Raw genomic sequence first — 15,068 nt, 5'->3', positions numbered from 1 at the left:
TTGAATTGTTTGTTATTGGAATTGTAAAATTAATAAATAAATTCTGTAATTAATTGTAAATCAACATAAAAATTCAAATTTTTATTAAAAATTTATTTTGCAAACCGGAATAGACTCCATTTTATGGCGGTTTGCTGTGTTTAGACGTTTGTAAATTTCGAAGACAATTTTTTGTCGTCCTTCAAAATCAGATGCTTTTTTTCCAGATTCATCAGCTAGCATTGCCCATTCTAATTCGTCATAACTAGCACCCAGTTGGTCTTCATCTGTTCTGTCATCACCAAAAAGTCCATCTGTAGGGGATGCCTTTTGAATAGAAGTTGGAATTTTTAAATAGTGCCCCAATTCATACACTTCGGATTTCATTAAATCAGCAATAGGACTCAAATCTACGCCGCCATCACCATATTTTGTGTAAAATCCAACACCAAAATCTTCAACTTTGTTTCCAGTTCCAGCAACTAGCAATCCATGTATGCCTGCCAGGTAATACAACGTAGTCATTCGTATGCGGGCTCGTGTGTTTGCTAGAGAAAGGTTGAACTTTGCCTCATCGATACTGTGAGGGACACTTTGTTTAAAAGTTTCAAATACTGCAGTCAAATCAGTTTGTACACTTTGTACGTTTGAAAATCTAGATTTTAATTGCTCAATATGCTCTTGGGCTCTTTGTACGTGGCTTTCAGCCTGATGAATAGGCATTTCAACACATAAAACTTGTAAGCCTGTTTGTGCACACAAAGTAGAGGTTACTGCAGAGTCTACACCACCCGAAATACCTATGACAAAACCATTAACTTTTGCATTTTCGGCATAGGTTTTTAACCAGTTTACAATATGAGTATTTACTTTTTCAGCTTCAAAAATACTTTTTTTAGTCATAATAATTCACGTTTTAAAAAGGAGGGATGTATATTTGCAAAAGCAATTTGTTGTGCATTAATTCCCGAGGTTACATACACAAATTTAATTAATTAATTATGAAAAAATACCTATTAACAGCAGTCTTTTGTCTTGTTTTGATGGCATGCGAGAAAAAAACGAAAGTAGAGCATGAAGTTACAGAGATTCCTGTAGATTTAAAGGTAGAAAGATTTGACAAACTTTTTTTCGAAACCAAACCAGAAAATTTAGATAAGGTAAAAAAACAGTATCCTTATTTTTTTCCTGCAGGCAATGATAACACGGTTTGGATAGAGAAAATGCAAAATCCTCTTTGGAGAGAACTTTACACAGAGGTTCAAAAAAAGTATGCCAACATAGAACCAGTAAAGAAAGAGTTAGATGATTTATTTAAGCAAATAAAATATCATTTTCCAAAAACAAGAACCCCAAAAGTGATCACTGTGATTTCTGAAATGGATTACAATACCAAAGCAATTTATGCAGATTCTTTGGTAATCATTTCTCTCGAATTGTACTTAGGAAAGGATCATAAATTTTATCAATTTCCCAATTACCTAAAACAAAATTTTGAAGAAAGACAAATTGCACCTGATGTAGTGTCCAGTTTTGCCATGCGTAAAATTCCTCCGGGAACTCAAAAGGAGTTGTTGTCTCAAATGGTTTATTGGGGTAAGCAGCTTTATTTGAAAGATTTACTGTTGCCTACTTACACTGACGCCGAAAAAATAGGGTACACTCCTGAACAAATAAAATGGTGTGAAGAAAACGAAAGCTACATGTGGCGCTATTTCTTAGAGAAGGAAATGCTCTATAGTAGTGAGCAAAAATTAGCACTTAGGTTTATCAACCCAGCACCGTTCTCAAAATTTTATTTAGAAATTGATAACGATTCTCCTGGTCAAGTAGGGGTATGGGTAGGATGGCAAATTGTTAGAGCTTACATGGAAAACAGTGGCGCTTCACTAGAAGAATTGTTAAAAACAGACGCAAAAGAAATCTTTGTTAAATCAAAATACAAACCCAAAAAATAATGTCAAATACCAATACATCAGAAATAAAATTTTTAGTTGAACTAGATGAAAATCGCGTTCCAGAAAAACTAATGTGGACTGCCAAAGATGGTGGTGTAGAGCAACAAGAGGCTAAAGCTATAATGCTATCAATCTGGGATAGTAAAGCAAAAGAAAGTATGAGAATTGATTTGTGGACAAAGGATATGCCTGTAGATGAAATGAAAATTTTTTTCCATCAGACTTTAGTTGCCATGTCTGACACTTTTAATAGGGCCACAAACGATGAAAAAATGGCTGCAACAATGAAAGATTTTTGCGATTATTTTGCAGAAAAACTGGACTTAACCAAAAAATAAAAAAATAAGAGCTGTTCCTGCAGCTCTTATTTTTTTTGGATAGATTTCTTTTTAAGATCTTTCAATATCTTTTTTAGACTTCCTAATACTAATTTATTGGAGCTTTTATGAAAATTGATGTTATCAATTAGTTTGTTTGATTTTTTGGTTTCCCACATTGACTTCTGTTGAACTGCTCGATCCCTACCTATTACTTTTTGTGCATATATAATTTGATGTAAATTCAAATCGTATATTTCTAGAGTTACTTCACCATTGTTTTCCTCTCTTGATTGTTCATCGTCAAATAAAGAGATTGTTCCTAATTCATCCTTATTTTTTTTGGATGATACATTGATAAAGTAATCAAATCCGGTACCTGCTTGTAGTGATTTGATTTGTTCTTTGTTGGGGTTAAGGGGTATGTTTTCAGGAAGGAGCAAGCCCTTAGCATCAGTCCGAAAATGATAACGGTTACCTATATTTTCAGCAAAAAACGATGTTGCTTCTTCAGTGAGTTTTTCTCGATTTTCCTTAGCGCTGTAGACCGTGTTTAAGAGCCATTTTCCTTGGGTAAAATCTACACCTGTTTTGTAATCATGATTTGTAAATAGGTAGGTGTTGGATTTACAGGAGGTCAGAGCTATAAAAAGAATTCCTACTTTAAAAAGGATGCTCCTATTGTTTGAATTCATTGAAAAATTAGTTCTAAAATTGACTGTTGTTTTTAAAAACTTCTTGATTTACTTCATCAATATAGGTCAATAACTCTTCCTTTCCAGTAGATTCTGTTGCAGATGTAACAAAATATTGAGGCATTTCGGCCCAGTTATTTGCAAACATTTTCTTTTTATAGGCAGCAATGTGGGAGTCAATTTTTACTTTACTAATCTTATCGGCTTTGGTGAAAATAATACAAAACGGAATTTCGCTTTCGCCCATGTATGACATGAATTCAACATCTATCGTTTGTGCTTCATGCCTAATATCAATTAACACAAAAGCGCAAACAAGTTGTTCTCTTGTTTCAAAATAATCAGTAATAAATTCTTGAAATATAGACTTCGTTTTTTTAGATACTTTAGCATAACCATAGCCAGGTAAATCCACTAAAAACCAGTTGTTATTAATCAAAAAATGATTGATTAGTTGTGTTTTCCCTGGACGTCCCGATGTTTTGGCTAATTTTTTGTGGTTGGTAATCATGTTAATCAAGGATGATTTTCCCACATTAGATCGGCCAATAAAAGCATACTCCGGTAAAAAGTCTTTGGGACATTTTGATACATCGGAGTTACTGATAACAAATTCGGCGGTATTAATTTTCATGTTCTAAAGGTGTAAAATGCAAACTGTACCTTAATGTATGGCAAGATGCGTATTGGTAAGCCATTCTTCTAGCAGGCGGTTGAATTCTTCTGGATGCTCCATCATTGCAGCATGACCGCATTTATCAATCCAGTACAAAGTAGAGTTTGGTAATAATTTATGAAATTCTTCGGCAACATCTGGAGGTGTTACTTTATCATTTTTTCCCCAAATAATACAAGTTTGTACATGCATTTTAGGTAGATCTTTGGCCATATTATGGCGTATAGCACTTTTTGCAATCGTAAGCGTTTTTATTAATTTGATACGGTCGTTTACGGATTCGTACACTTCATCGATAAGTTCTTTTGTTGCAACTTTTGGATCATAGAATACGTCTTCGGCTTTCTTTTTTATGTATTCGTAATCACCTCTTTTTGGGTAACTATCACCCATGGCGCTTTCGTAAAGACCAGAGCTACCAGTAATTACAAGTCCAGCTACTTTTTCAGGATACATTTTGGTGTGATACAATGCAATATGTCCTCCTAGGGAATTTCCAAGTAAAATAACACGCTCTAATCCTTTGAAGGTGATGAAATCTTTAACGTATTTTGCAAAACTTTTTACATTAGTCTTTAAAATGTTTTGTGTGTAAATGGGTAAGTCTGGAATGATAATTTTGTAACCCTTTGAAGAAAAGTGATCGGCAACAGCATCAAAATTACTAAGTCCGCCCATAAGTCCGTGTAAAATGACAATTGGAGTCCCTTCACCTGCTTCATAATAGCTGTATCTTCCCTCTTTTTTATAGTGTTTTTCCATTTTTTTTTAATCCCTATTTTCAATTTTGACAAATATAGGATTTAATAAATAAAAATGAATTTTTAAGACAATTTTTAATTGTAAAATTATCACTAGCGCGTCATAAACAATCCTTTTTATGTAGTAAAATACTAGTGTTTTTTTTACGTGAAAATATCTTTTTAATTGCCTGATATTTCCATATTTTGAACAATCCTGCTAGGGTTTTTATTCTTGAATAGTGAATTAACAAAAATGAGGCTAACCTGTTGACAGTATATAAATTAAGGATTTTGGCTAGAAAGTGGTTAAACTTATTAACAAAGTGGTAGTAAGTGGTAAATTGTGGTAGATTTTTTTATATTTTTGCTCTACATCATTTAATACTTTTTGTTTGGACACAATTGTAGGAACATATGAATGCAAAGTTGATGCAAAAGGCAGGATGCTACTACCAGCACCTCTTAAAAAGCAATTGGCTTCATCACTTCAAGACGGGTTTGTTTTGAAGCGTTCTGTGTTTCAGCCATGTCTTGAGTTGTATCCTATGCAAGAGTGGAATGTAATGATGGCAAAAATTAACAAGCTCAATCGCTTTGTGAAAAAAAATAATGATTTTATCCGCAGGTTTACCGCAGGAGTAAAAGTGGTAGAGATTGATGCGCTAGGTAGATTATTGGCTCCAAAGGATTTAGCAGTTTTTGCAAGTATTACTAAAGATGTTGTTTTCTCGTCATCTATTAATATGGTAGAAATTTGGGATAAAGATTTGTATGAGAAATCAATAAGTGGAGATGATCTGGATTTTGCAGATTTAGCAGAAGAAGTAATGGGGAATTTAAATGACGACAACAATGGAATATCATAATCCTGTTTTGCTTCAGGAATCAGTAGATGGTTTAAATATTCATCCTGATGGAGTATATGTAGATGTAACTTTTGGAGGAGGAGGTCATTCAAAAGAAATTTTGAAACGGCTGGGGCCAAATGGGAAGTTGTTTGCCTTTGATCAAGATGAAGATGCATTAGCCAACGCATTAGCTGATGATAGATTTACCCTGATAAATGAAAACTTCCGTTTTATAAAACGGTTTTTGCGTTTTTATGGAGTAAAGAGTGTTGATGGAATTTTAGGAGACCTTGGAGTTTCTTCTCATCAGTTTGATGTTCCAGAAAGAGGGTTTTCAACTCGTTTTGATGCGGACTTAGATATGAGAATGAGCAAAAAAAATGACTTGAGTGCGTACAAGGTGGTAAACGAATATGATGAAGCAAATTTAAAAAGAGTTTTCTTGGATTATGGAGAGTTAAAAAATGCTCCTGTACTAGCCAGAACTATTGTGGAGGCCAGAACGCAATATCCAATAAAAACTACTGATGAGTTAAAAGAGGTTTTGTCAAGGTATTTACCAGAAAGAGTTAGGAATAAAATATTGGCTCAGATTTATCAAGCTATACGTATAGAGGTGAATCAAGAAATGGATGTTTTAAAGGAATTCTTAGAGCAATCTTTAGAAATCTTAAAACCAGAAGGACGTTTGAGTGTAATCTCTTATCATTCACTTGAAGACCGATTGGTGAAAAGATTTGTAAAAAACGGAATGTTTGATGGAGAGCCAGAAAGAGATTTTTTTGGAAATTTTTCGGTTCCATTTAAAACCATTGGAAAATTAATTGTTCCCAATGCTAACGAGATTAAAGAGAATAATAGAGCAAGAAGTGCCAAATTAAGAATTGCTGAAAAAAGATAAAAAATGAAAAACGGGGTTTACAGTTTATTAAAAGCAAAGTTTCTTGTAAACGATGATGCTGTAAAAAACTGGCGATTCATTGTTTTTGTAATTGTACTAGCTATTATTATGATTGCAAGCACACAAAGATTTGATCAAAAAGTTTTTGAAATAACAGCACTATCAAATCAGGTGAAAGAATTGCGGTCAGAGTTTATTGATAGAAGATCAGAGTTAATGAAATTAAAATTGGAGTCCACTATATCTGATAAAATGTTGCAAAGACAAATTTATCCATCCACAGTGCCACCAGTAAAAATAAAAGTAGTCAAAGAAGAAGAAAAAAACTTTTTCAAAAAAATATGGGAGTAGACGATAAAAATATATCCTACAGAATTTATCTGGTTGCTGCATTCATCTTTGTGATTGCAGTGGCAATTGCTATTAAATTAACGAATATTCAATGGGTTGAGGGAGATTATTATCGAAAATTAGCCAAAGAAAGAACGGTAAGGAACTTTGTAATCCCAGCCAATAAAGGAAATATTTACTCGGCTGATGGCAGTCTATTGGCTACATCAATTCCTAATTACGAAATACGTTTTGATGCCGTTGCACCCAAAACCGAAGTATTTGAAAAGAATGTAAAATCACTATCAGATTCTTTAGCAACAGTCTTGGGTAAAACATCTAGCTATTTTGAAAATGAATTAAGAAAAGCACGTGCCAACAAGAATAGATATTATTTAATAGGTCGTAAACTAGGTTATACTTCTTATTTTAAAATTAAAGGTTTTCCATTATTTAATTTGGGAGCTTTTAAAGGTGGGATAATTGTAGAGCAAGAAACAGTTAGGGAGCATCCCATAGGTAAAATTGCCGAAAGAACAGTAGGGTATGAACGTACTCAAAACGGTCAATCTGTTGATGGAAAAGGAATAGAATGGGCTTTTAGAAAATATTTGAATGGGAAAGACGGCAAGATTTTAAAACAAAAAATTGCAAAAGGACAGTGGAAACCTATTCGTGATGTTAATGAGGTAGATCCTCAAGACGGGTATGATGTGATCTCAACTATTGATGTTTATATTCAAGATATAGCACATCACGCTTTATTGAAACAGCTGGAGTCTTACGAAGCAGATCACGGATCAGTAGTAGTGATGGAGACTAAAACCGGTCATATTAAAGCAATTTCTAATTTAGGAAGAGCCAATGACGGAACTTATTATGAAACTACTAATTACGCTGTGGCGGAGTCTCATGAGCCTGGTTCTACTTATAAATTAGCAGGATTAATGGCATTGTTAGATGATAAAAAAGTAGATACAAGTGCAGTTTATGATAGCAAAAACGGAGTAATAACTTATTTTGGTAAAAAAGTAGAAGACTCTCATGATGGTGGATACGGCAAGATTTCGCTGGCTAGAGGATTTGAGGTTTCTTCTAACACGGTTTTGGTTCAAGCGGTTTATAATGCATACAAAGAGAATCCGTCACAGTTTGTAAATCACCTTAATAATTATGGACTTAATAAAACATTAGGACTTTCTATCAAAGGGGAAGGAATTCCGTACGTGCCTCAACCTACAGATAGAAGTTGGTCTAAAATATCATTGCCTTGGATGGCTTTTGGATACGGAGTGCATATTACACCAATGCAAACATTAGCTTTTTATAATGCCGTTGCAAATGATGGGGAAATGGTAAAACCACAATTTGTATCTGAAATAAAAGAATGGAATAGGACTATAAAAAAATATGAAAAAGAAGTTTTGAACCCTAAAATTTGTTCTAAGGAAACCATTGTAAAACTGAAAGCAGTCTTGGCAAATGTGGTGAAAAAAGGAACGGGATCTAAATTGTTTTCCAAAGATTTTTCAATGGCAGGAAAAACCGGTACGGCGCAGGTGAACTATGGTAAAGCAGGTAGAACAGGAATGTATTACGCGTCTTCTTTTGTGGGCTATTTTCCAGCCGAGAACCCAAAGTATTCTTGTATAGTGGTGGTGCATAAGCCCAATACTGCGCTTAATAATTATTACGGTGCTGATGTGGCTGGACCAGTTTTTAAAAGAATTGCACAAAAAATATTTACCGATGCGCCATCTACCAATACCATAAAAAATCTTGACAGGAAAATTGATAAGCAAGAACAAAACTATGAGGCTTACTATTCAAAAGTTCAGAAAAAGCAGAAAGTAGTTCCTAATCTTAAAGGAATGTCAGGCATGGATGCTGTAGCGCTTCTTGGAAATTTAGGTATGAAAGTAAAAGTTGTAGGTGTAGGAAAAGTAAAAAAACAGTCGTTGCAAGCAGGTGAAAGTGTAGTGAAAAATGCAACAATATTATTAGAGTTATCATGAAAGTACTAAAAGACATATTATACAAAGTAGCTATAGATTCGGTAACGGGTCTTACAGATATTCCTGTGAATAAAATAGAATTCGATTCTAGAAAAATTCTCGCAGGAGATGTGTTTGTTGCTATTCACGGTACAGTTTCAAACGGTCATGATTATATAGATAAAGTTATCCAACAGGGAGCCACTGCAATAGTTTGTCAAATATTGCCACTAGTACTTGCGCCAGGAGTAACGTTTATAAAGGTTCAAGATACCAACGCGGCATTGGCTTGCATGGCTGCAAATTTTTATGATTCGCCTTCGCAAAAACTAAAATTAGTTGGTATTACAGGTACTAATGGTAAAACCACTATTGCCTCTTTATTATACCAATTGTTTAAAAATGCTGGGTATAAAGTAGGATTGCTTTCTACTGTAAAAATCATGGTGAATGAGAAAGAGTATAAAGCTACTCATACCACTCCAGATTCAATTACCATAAACCACTATCTAAATGAAATGATAGAAAGTGGTGTCGAATATTGTTTTATGGAAGTGAGTTCGCATGGGATTCATCAAAAGAGAACAGAAGGATTGCATTTTACAGGTGGAGTTTTCACCAATTTGTCTCATGATCATTTAGATTATCACCCCACATTTGCTGAGTATAGAGATGTTAAAAAAGCTTTTTTTGATAGTTTACCAAAAACTGGTTTTGCTCTTACCAATGCGGATGATAAAAATGGATCTGTAATGTTGCAAAATACTATTGCTAATAAAAAAACATACGCCTTAAAAACCTATGCCGATTATAAAGCACAAATTTTAGAAAATCAATTATCAGGCTTGTTATTAAAGATAAACGGTCATGAAGTTTGGGTTAAATTGATTGGAGATTTCAATGCGTATAATTTGCTTGCAATTTACGGTACCGCTGTAGAATTAGGACTTGATAGTTTAGAAGTTCTTAGGTTGTTATCTAATTTAGAAAGTGTTTCAGGCAGGTTTCAATATATAGTATCGAATTCTAATGTAACTGCTATTGTTGATTATGCTCATACACCAGATGCTCTTGAAAATGTTTTGAAAACAATAAATACCATTCGTACTCAAAACGAGCAGCTGATTACTGTTGTGGGTTGTGGGGGTGACAGGGATAAAGCAAAAAGACCAGTAATGGCTGATATTGCTGCAAGTTTAAGTGACAAAGCTATTTTTACATCGGATAATCCAAGGAGTGAAGATCCTTTAGAAATTATTTCTGAAATGGAAAAAGGAGTCGCTCCACATCATTTTAAGAAAACAATTTCTATTACAGATAGAATGCAAGCTATTAAAACAGCGTGTCAGTTAGCACAGCCTAATGACATCTTGTTGGTTGCAGGTAAAGGTCATGAGACATACCAAGAAGTTAATGGTGTTCGTCATGATTTTGATGATATGAAAATAGTAAAAGAACTATTAGAACAATTAGGGAAATAATTTCACATCGTTTGGTATTTAAAGCGATCCATAGAAAAAAACAAAATAACAGTTAACAAGATAAACAAAGATATATGCTGTATTATTTATTTGAATATTTAGACAAAATGATGGATGTTCCTGGAACAGGAGTTTTTCAATACATTACTTTTAGATCAGCATTAGCCTTAATGCTATCGCTATTATTGTCTACTATTTATGGCAAACGAATTATTCACTTTTTACAAAAACAGCAAGTAGGAGAAACGGTTAGAGAACTTGGATTAGCAGGTCAAAATGAAAAAGCGGGTACTCCTACCATGGGAGGTTTGATTATCATATTTGCAACGCTTGTTCCAGTTTTACTTTTTGCAAAACTGCATAATATTTATATAGTATTGCTTATTGTTACCACGCTTTGGATGGGAACAATAGGATTTATAGATGATTATATCAAGATTTTTAAAAAGGATAAGCAAGGTTTAAAAGGAATTTTTAAAGTAATAGGACAAGTAGGTTTAGGGTTAATAGTGGGTACAGTTCTTTATTTTCATCCAGGTGTTACTGTACGTACAGATACGTCTACGTCAGATATTTTTAGAGCACCTACTAGCACCGTTGTTTTACCAGCTCCAATTGAAGAGAAATCAACAGCAACTACAATTCCGTTTTTTAAAAATAATGAGTTTGATTACGCCGAAGTTTTAGCTTGGACTGGAGAAGGTTATGAAAAATGGGCGTGGTTAATATTTATCCCAGTGGTAATTTTTATTATCACAGCTGTTTCAAATGGTGCGAATTTAACAGATGGTATAGATGGTCTTGCTGCAGGAACATCGGCAATTTCAGTGCTGGCGTTAGGTATTTTTACGTTTGTATCGGGGAATATTATTTTTTCCAATTACTTGAATATTATGTATATCCCTAACTCAGGAGAAATGACGGTTTTTATAGCGGCATTTGTAGGGTCTTTAATTGGGTTTCTTTGGTATAACTCGTATCCAGCATCGGTATTTATGGGAGATACGGGAAGTTTGACTATTGGGGGTATCATTGCTGTACTAGCAATTGCAGTTCGTAAGGAAATGCTAATCCCATTGTTGTGCGGTATTTTTCTAGTAGAAAATTTTTCGGTAGTACTTCAGGTGAGTTATTTTAAGTATACCAAGAAACGTTTTGGCGAAGGCCGCAGAATATTTTTGATGTCCCCATTACATCATCATTATCAAAAGAAGGGATATCATGAGAGTAAAATTGTTACCCGTTTTTGGATTGTAGCCATCATGTTAGCCATACTGTCCATAGTTACATTAAAATTGAGATAGTATGAGACTAGTTATTCTTGGTGGAGGAGAAAGCGGTATTGGAACTGCAATTTTAGGAAAAAAGAAAGGGTACGACGTTTTCGTATCTGACTTTGGAAAAATAAAAGGGAATTATAAAGAGGTTTTATCTCTCAATTCAATTCCGTGGGAAGAAGAAAAGCATACTGAGGATTTAATATTAAATGCTGATGTGGTTATGAAAAGCCCTGGTATTCCTGATAAATCTCCTATTGTTAAAAAACTAGTAGAAAAAGGTGTTTCGGTAATGTCAGAGATTGAGTTTGCTGCTCCTTTTACAAATGCTACCATTATAGGAATTACGGGTAGTAATGGAAAGACAACTACAACCATGCTTACATATCATTTATTGAAATCAGCTGGAGTAAATGTAGGTTTAGGAGGAAATATAGGTAAAAGTTTTGCTTGGCAGGTGGCCGATAATAAGTTTGATTATTATGTGCTTGAATTGAGCAGCTTTCAATTAGACGGGGTATTTAATTTCAAGCCACACATTGCAATAATTACTAATATTAGTCCAGATCATTTAGATCGATACGAATATAAATATGAAAATTATATCGATTCAAAGTTTAGAATAACAATGAATCAAACAGAGGAGGATTATCTAATTTATGACGCAGATGATGAAGCGATCAATAATTGGTTAACAACTCATCAAACAAAAGCAAAATTAATTCCTTTTTCATTGACAAAAACATTCAACGAAGGAGCTTACACAATACAAAATAAAATGGAAATTAAAATTAACCGAGAGGATTTTTCAATGGATACAGAGCATATCGCCTTAGAGGGAAAACATAATATGAAAAACGCAATGGCAGCCACTTCAGTAGCAAAATTAATGCAAATCAGAAAAGCTACTATCCGTGAAAGTTTGTCAAATTTCCAAGGAGTTGAGCACCGTTTAGAAAAGGTTTTGAAAATTCAGAACATTCAATATATTAATGATTCTAAGGCTACAAATGTAAATGCTACTTTTTTTGCTTTAGATAGTATGAATGCACCCACAGTATGGATTGTTGGTGGTGTTGATAAAGGGAATGATTATAATGAATTAATGCCATTGGTTCGTGAAAAGGTTAAGGCAATTGTATGTCTTGGAGTTGATAATAAAAAAATTATAGACGCATTTGGCAATGTAGTAGACATGATGGTTGAGGTAACTTCTATGAGTGATGCGGTAAGAATGGCGCAGCGCTTATCAGAGAAAGGAGATACCGTATTATTGTCTCCTGCTTGTGCTAGTTTCGATTTATTTGAAAGCTATGAGGATCGTGGTCAACAATTTAAACAAGCGGTTAAAAGTTTGTAAGCAAGTATTATTTAAAGGGGCTAAGGGCGGTTTAATCCTCTGCTATAAAAGGATTAGAATTGGTAACAAAGAATGAAAATGAAAAAACTAATAAGCAATTTAAAAGGGGATAAAGGGATTTGGTCATTTGTGGCCTTATTAGCCTTGTTGTCTTTTATGCCTGTTTTTAGTGCGAGTAGTAATTTGGCTTACATAGGAAAAGGAGATGGGAATACGCTTGGATATCTGGTAAAACACATTGTTCATATTGCAATAGGATTTACAATAATTTTTATGGTGCACAAAGTACCTTATCATTATTTCAAAGCTATTGCAAAGGGGTCCTTGTACTTTGTTTGGTTGCTTTTAGCGTTTACATTATTCAAAGGCACAGTAATTGCAGGTGCTAATGCTAGTAGATGGATTCAAATTCCTTTCATTGGTGTTACTTTTCAGCCCTCAACTCTTGCCTCCATGGTGTTGTTTATATTTGTAGCTCGTTTTTTATCAAAAAAAAGAACTGAGCTCTTAACATTTAAAGCCTCTGTGTGGGAGCTATGGTTGCCGGTTTTTATAACGTTAATATTTATTTTGCCTGCAAATTTTAGTACTACAGCCCTTATTTTTTCAATGGTGCTAATGCTTGTTTTTATAGGCAAATATCCATTGAAATACATGGGTATTGTTATTGGTTCTGGAGTTGTGATGTTAGCTTTTTTCATGATTATCGCAAAGACTTTTCCTGATGCATTTCCCAACCGTGTGGATACGTGGATTAGTAGAGTTGAAAATTTTACAAGTGATAAACCAGGAGAAGATGATTACCAAATAGAGAAAGCAAAAATTGCAATCGCATCAGGAAAACTGTATGGTTTAGGGCCAGGTAAGAGTGTGCAAAAAAACTTTTTACCGCAATCTTCCTCCGATTTTATATATGCAATTATTATTGAAGAGTATGGTCTTGTGGGCGGAGTTGCAGTAATTGTTTTGTACTTGTTGTTGCTATTTCGTTTTGTTGTTGCTTCTCACAAAGCAAATACTCTTTTTGGGAAATTATTGGTTGTAGGCTTAGGCTTTCCAATGGTTTTTCAGGCCATGGTAAATATGGCAGTTGCTGTGGAGTTATTGCCTGTTACAGGGCAAACACTACCGCTAATTAGTAGTGGAGGTAGTTCCATTTGGATGACTTGTTTTGCATTAGGAATCATTATTAGCGTGACCAAGAAAGAAGAAGAAATAGCAGAAGAAAAAAAGGAAGCTGCAAAAAGAGAAGAAGCGTTGCAAAAGCTCATTGATAGAGAGCTTAACGAGGAGTATGAAGTGGTGCAGGATTATTCAATAGAGGATAAAGCAGCAAATCCTATGAAAGCAGTTTTTAATAAATAGTGTTCTAAATTTTTTTATAAATAAAATGAAAAAGTACAAATTCATACTTAGCGGAGGAGGAACTGGTGGACATATTTATCCAGCGATTGCTATTGCCAATGAATTAAAATTGCGTTTTCCAGATGCTGAATTTTTATTTGTAGGTGCTCAGGACAAAATGGAAATGCAAAAAGTACCTCAAGCAGGTTATGTTATAAAAGGATTATGGATTGCAGGATTACAACGTAGATTAACTCTTGATAATATTTTGTTTCCTGTAAAACTATTGTCTAGCCTGTTGCGCTCTAGGTCAATTATAAAAGAATTTAAGCCAGATGTTGTCATTGGTACTGGTGGATTTGCAAGTGGGCCGTTATTGCAAGCTGCAGGAATAAGTGGTATTCATACCTTGATTCAAGAACAGAATTCTTTTCCAGGGATTACAAATAAATTATTGAGTAAAAAAGCAAGTAAAATTTGCGTAGCATACGAAAATTTGGAACGTTTCTTTCCTCAAAGCAAAATGATTATTACAGGAAATCCGGTGCGTCAAGATCTTTTGGATATTGATTCAAAAAGAAGTGAAGCTTTGTCATATTTTAATCTAGACGATAATAAAAAAACACTTCTCGTTTTAGGGGGGAGTTTGGGATCAAGACGAATTAATCAACTTATTGAGAAAGAGCTTGATTTCTTAATCGCATCAGGAGTGCAGGTATTTTGGCAATGTGGTAATTTTTATATGGCAGAGTACAAACATTTTTCTGAAAGAGAAAACGTTCAAGTAGTTTCGTTTATTGACAGGATGGATTTAATTTATGCTGCTGCTGATTTTGTGATTTCGCGTGCAGGTGCATCATCAGTATCTGAATTGTGCTTGGTAGCTAAACCCACAATTTTTATACCATCGCCTAATGTAGCCGAAGACCATCAAACCAAAAATGGTAAAGCAATTGTAGATAATGGCGGAGCTTTACTAATTAAAGAAAGTGAGTTGGATTTAAAGTTTGAGTCAGTTTTTAACAAACTTATTCATGACGAACAACTTCAAAAAAACTTGAGTAATAACATGAAAAAATTGGCTAAACCTAATGCGACTAAAGACATTGTAGATGCTATTGTATCATTGTTGAAATAAATAAAAGATAAAGTAGTTTAATACTAT

The 15,068-nt window shown here is 34.1% G+C and carries 15 protein-coding genes; 11 read left to right on the top strand and 4 right to left on the bottom strand.

The genetic code is table 11. From position 1 onward, the window contains the following. Positions 1-84: 84 nt before the first annotated feature. Positions 85-882: an NAD(+) synthase gene (gene nadE / locus DNC80_RS05725; RefSeq protein WP_182649985.1), complete on the bottom strand. Its 798-nt coding sequence runs from the start codon at positions 880-882 to the stop codon at positions 85-87. A gap of 98 nt (positions 883-980) precedes the next feature. Between nadE and gldB the strand changes: the two genes are divergently transcribed. Together gldB and gldC are read left to right on the top strand one after the other, a co-directional pair. Continuing rightward, entirely contained in the window at positions 981-1,937 is a 957-nt protein-coding gene (gldB, locus tag DNC80_RS05720) for a gliding motility lipoprotein GldB (protein WP_182649983.1), read from the top strand. After that, positions 1,937-2,275 (top strand): gliding motility protein GldC, encoded by a 339-nt coding sequence (gene gldC, locus DNC80_RS05715; protein WP_182649981.1) that lies wholly within the window; start codon positions 1,937-1,939, stop codon positions 2,273-2,275. The genes gldB and gldC overlap by 1 nt, the downstream gene beginning before the upstream one ends. Before the next feature lie 26 nt (positions 2,276-2,301). On the opposite strand, the gene DNC80_RS05710 is transcribed toward gldC, so the two are convergent. Genes DNC80_RS05710 through DNC80_RS05700 form a run of 3 tightly spaced genes read right to left on the bottom strand, consistent with a single transcriptional unit; the run spans position 2,302 to position 4,387 of the window. Next, positions 2,302-2,949: a hypothetical protein gene (locus DNC80_RS05710; RefSeq protein WP_182649979.1), complete on the bottom strand. Its 648-nt coding sequence runs from the start codon at positions 2,947-2,949 to the stop codon at positions 2,302-2,304. A 13-nt stretch (positions 2,950-2,962) separates the two neighbouring features. Further along, a complete protein-coding gene (yihA, locus tag DNC80_RS05705; protein WP_144889323.1) occupies positions 2,963-3,583 on the bottom strand; it encodes a ribosome biogenesis GTP-binding protein YihA/YsxC in 621 nt (206 codons plus the stop codon). A 30-nt stretch (positions 3,584-3,613) separates the two neighbouring features. Next, positions 3,614-4,387, bottom strand: a complete 774-nt coding sequence (locus DNC80_RS05700; protein ID WP_086453017.1) for an alpha/beta fold hydrolase — start codon at positions 4,385-4,387, stop codon at positions 3,614-3,616. 373 nt (positions 4,388-4,760) lie between these two features. On the opposite strand from DNC80_RS05700, the gene DNC80_RS05695 reads away from it, so the two are divergent. The 9 genes from DNC80_RS05695 (at position 4,761) to murG (ending at position 15,041) form a co-directional block, all read left to right on the top strand. Further along, positions 4,761-5,234 carry a division/cell wall cluster transcriptional repressor MraZ gene (locus DNC80_RS05695; protein ID WP_086453018.1) on the top strand — a complete coding sequence of 158 codons (474 nt, stop codon included), beginning with the start codon at positions 4,761-4,763 and terminating at the stop codon, positions 5,232-5,234. Beyond that, the gene (rsmH, locus tag DNC80_RS05690) at positions 5,209-6,117 is read left to right on the top strand and encodes a 16S rRNA (cytosine(1402)-N(4))-methyltransferase RsmH (RefSeq protein WP_182649977.1); all 909 of its coding nucleotides are present in this window, start codon (positions 5,209-5,211) and stop codon (positions 6,115-6,117) included. The genes DNC80_RS05695 and rsmH overlap by 26 nt, the downstream gene beginning before the upstream one ends. A gap of 3 nt (positions 6,118-6,120) precedes the next feature. Next, entirely contained in the window at positions 6,121-6,468 is a 348-nt protein-coding gene (locus DNC80_RS05685) for an FtsL-like putative cell division protein (protein WP_086453019.1), read from the top strand. Next, the gene (locus tag DNC80_RS05680) at positions 6,459-8,462 is read left to right on the top strand and encodes a penicillin-binding transpeptidase domain-containing protein (RefSeq protein ID WP_182649975.1); all 2,004 of its coding nucleotides are present in this window, start codon (positions 6,459-6,461) and stop codon (positions 8,460-8,462) included. Before DNC80_RS05685 ends, DNC80_RS05680 begins: the two co-directional genes overlap by 10 nt. Continuing rightward, positions 8,459-9,922 carry a UDP-N-acetylmuramoyl-L-alanyl-D-glutamate--2,6-diaminopimelate ligase gene (locus DNC80_RS05675; RefSeq protein WP_182649973.1) on the top strand — a complete coding sequence of 488 codons (1,464 nt, stop codon included), beginning with the start codon at positions 8,459-8,461 and terminating at the stop codon, positions 9,920-9,922. Before DNC80_RS05680 ends, DNC80_RS05675 begins: the two co-directional genes overlap by 4 nt. A gap of 74 nt (positions 9,923-9,996) precedes the next feature. Beyond that, positions 9,997-11,226: a phospho-N-acetylmuramoyl-pentapeptide-transferase gene (gene mraY, locus DNC80_RS05670; protein ID WP_182649971.1), complete on the top strand. Its 1,230-nt coding sequence runs from the start codon at positions 9,997-9,999 to the stop codon at positions 11,224-11,226. A gap of 1 nt (position 11,227) precedes the next feature. Next, positions 11,228-12,559, top strand: coding sequence for a UDP-N-acetylmuramoyl-L-alanine--D-glutamate ligase (gene murD, locus DNC80_RS05665; RefSeq protein WP_182649969.1), 1,332 nt, complete (start codon positions 11,228-11,230; stop codon positions 12,557-12,559). 78 nt (positions 12,560-12,637) lie between these two features. Next, complete coding sequence (locus tag DNC80_RS05660) at positions 12,638-13,924, top strand: FtsW/RodA/SpoVE family cell cycle protein (RefSeq protein WP_182649968.1); 1,287 nt, start codon at positions 12,638-12,640, stop codon at positions 13,922-13,924. 25 nt (positions 13,925-13,949) lie between these two features. Then, the gene (gene murG, locus DNC80_RS05655) at positions 13,950-15,041 is read left to right on the top strand and encodes an undecaprenyldiphospho-muramoylpentapeptide beta-N-acetylglucosaminyltransferase (RefSeq protein ID WP_182649966.1); all 1,092 of its coding nucleotides are present in this window, start codon (positions 13,950-13,952) and stop codon (positions 15,039-15,041) included. Positions 15,042-15,068: the final 27 nt, after the last annotated feature.

The organism is Flavobacterium sp. SOK18b (assembly GCF_014156605.1).
Taxonomy (GTDB): Bacteria; Bacteroidota; Bacteroidia; order Flavobacteriales; family Flavobacteriaceae; genus Flavobacterium; species Flavobacterium tiangeerense.
The sequence above is the reverse complement of the archived record's forward strand: the minus strand, read 5'-3'. Positions and strand labels throughout refer to the sequence as shown.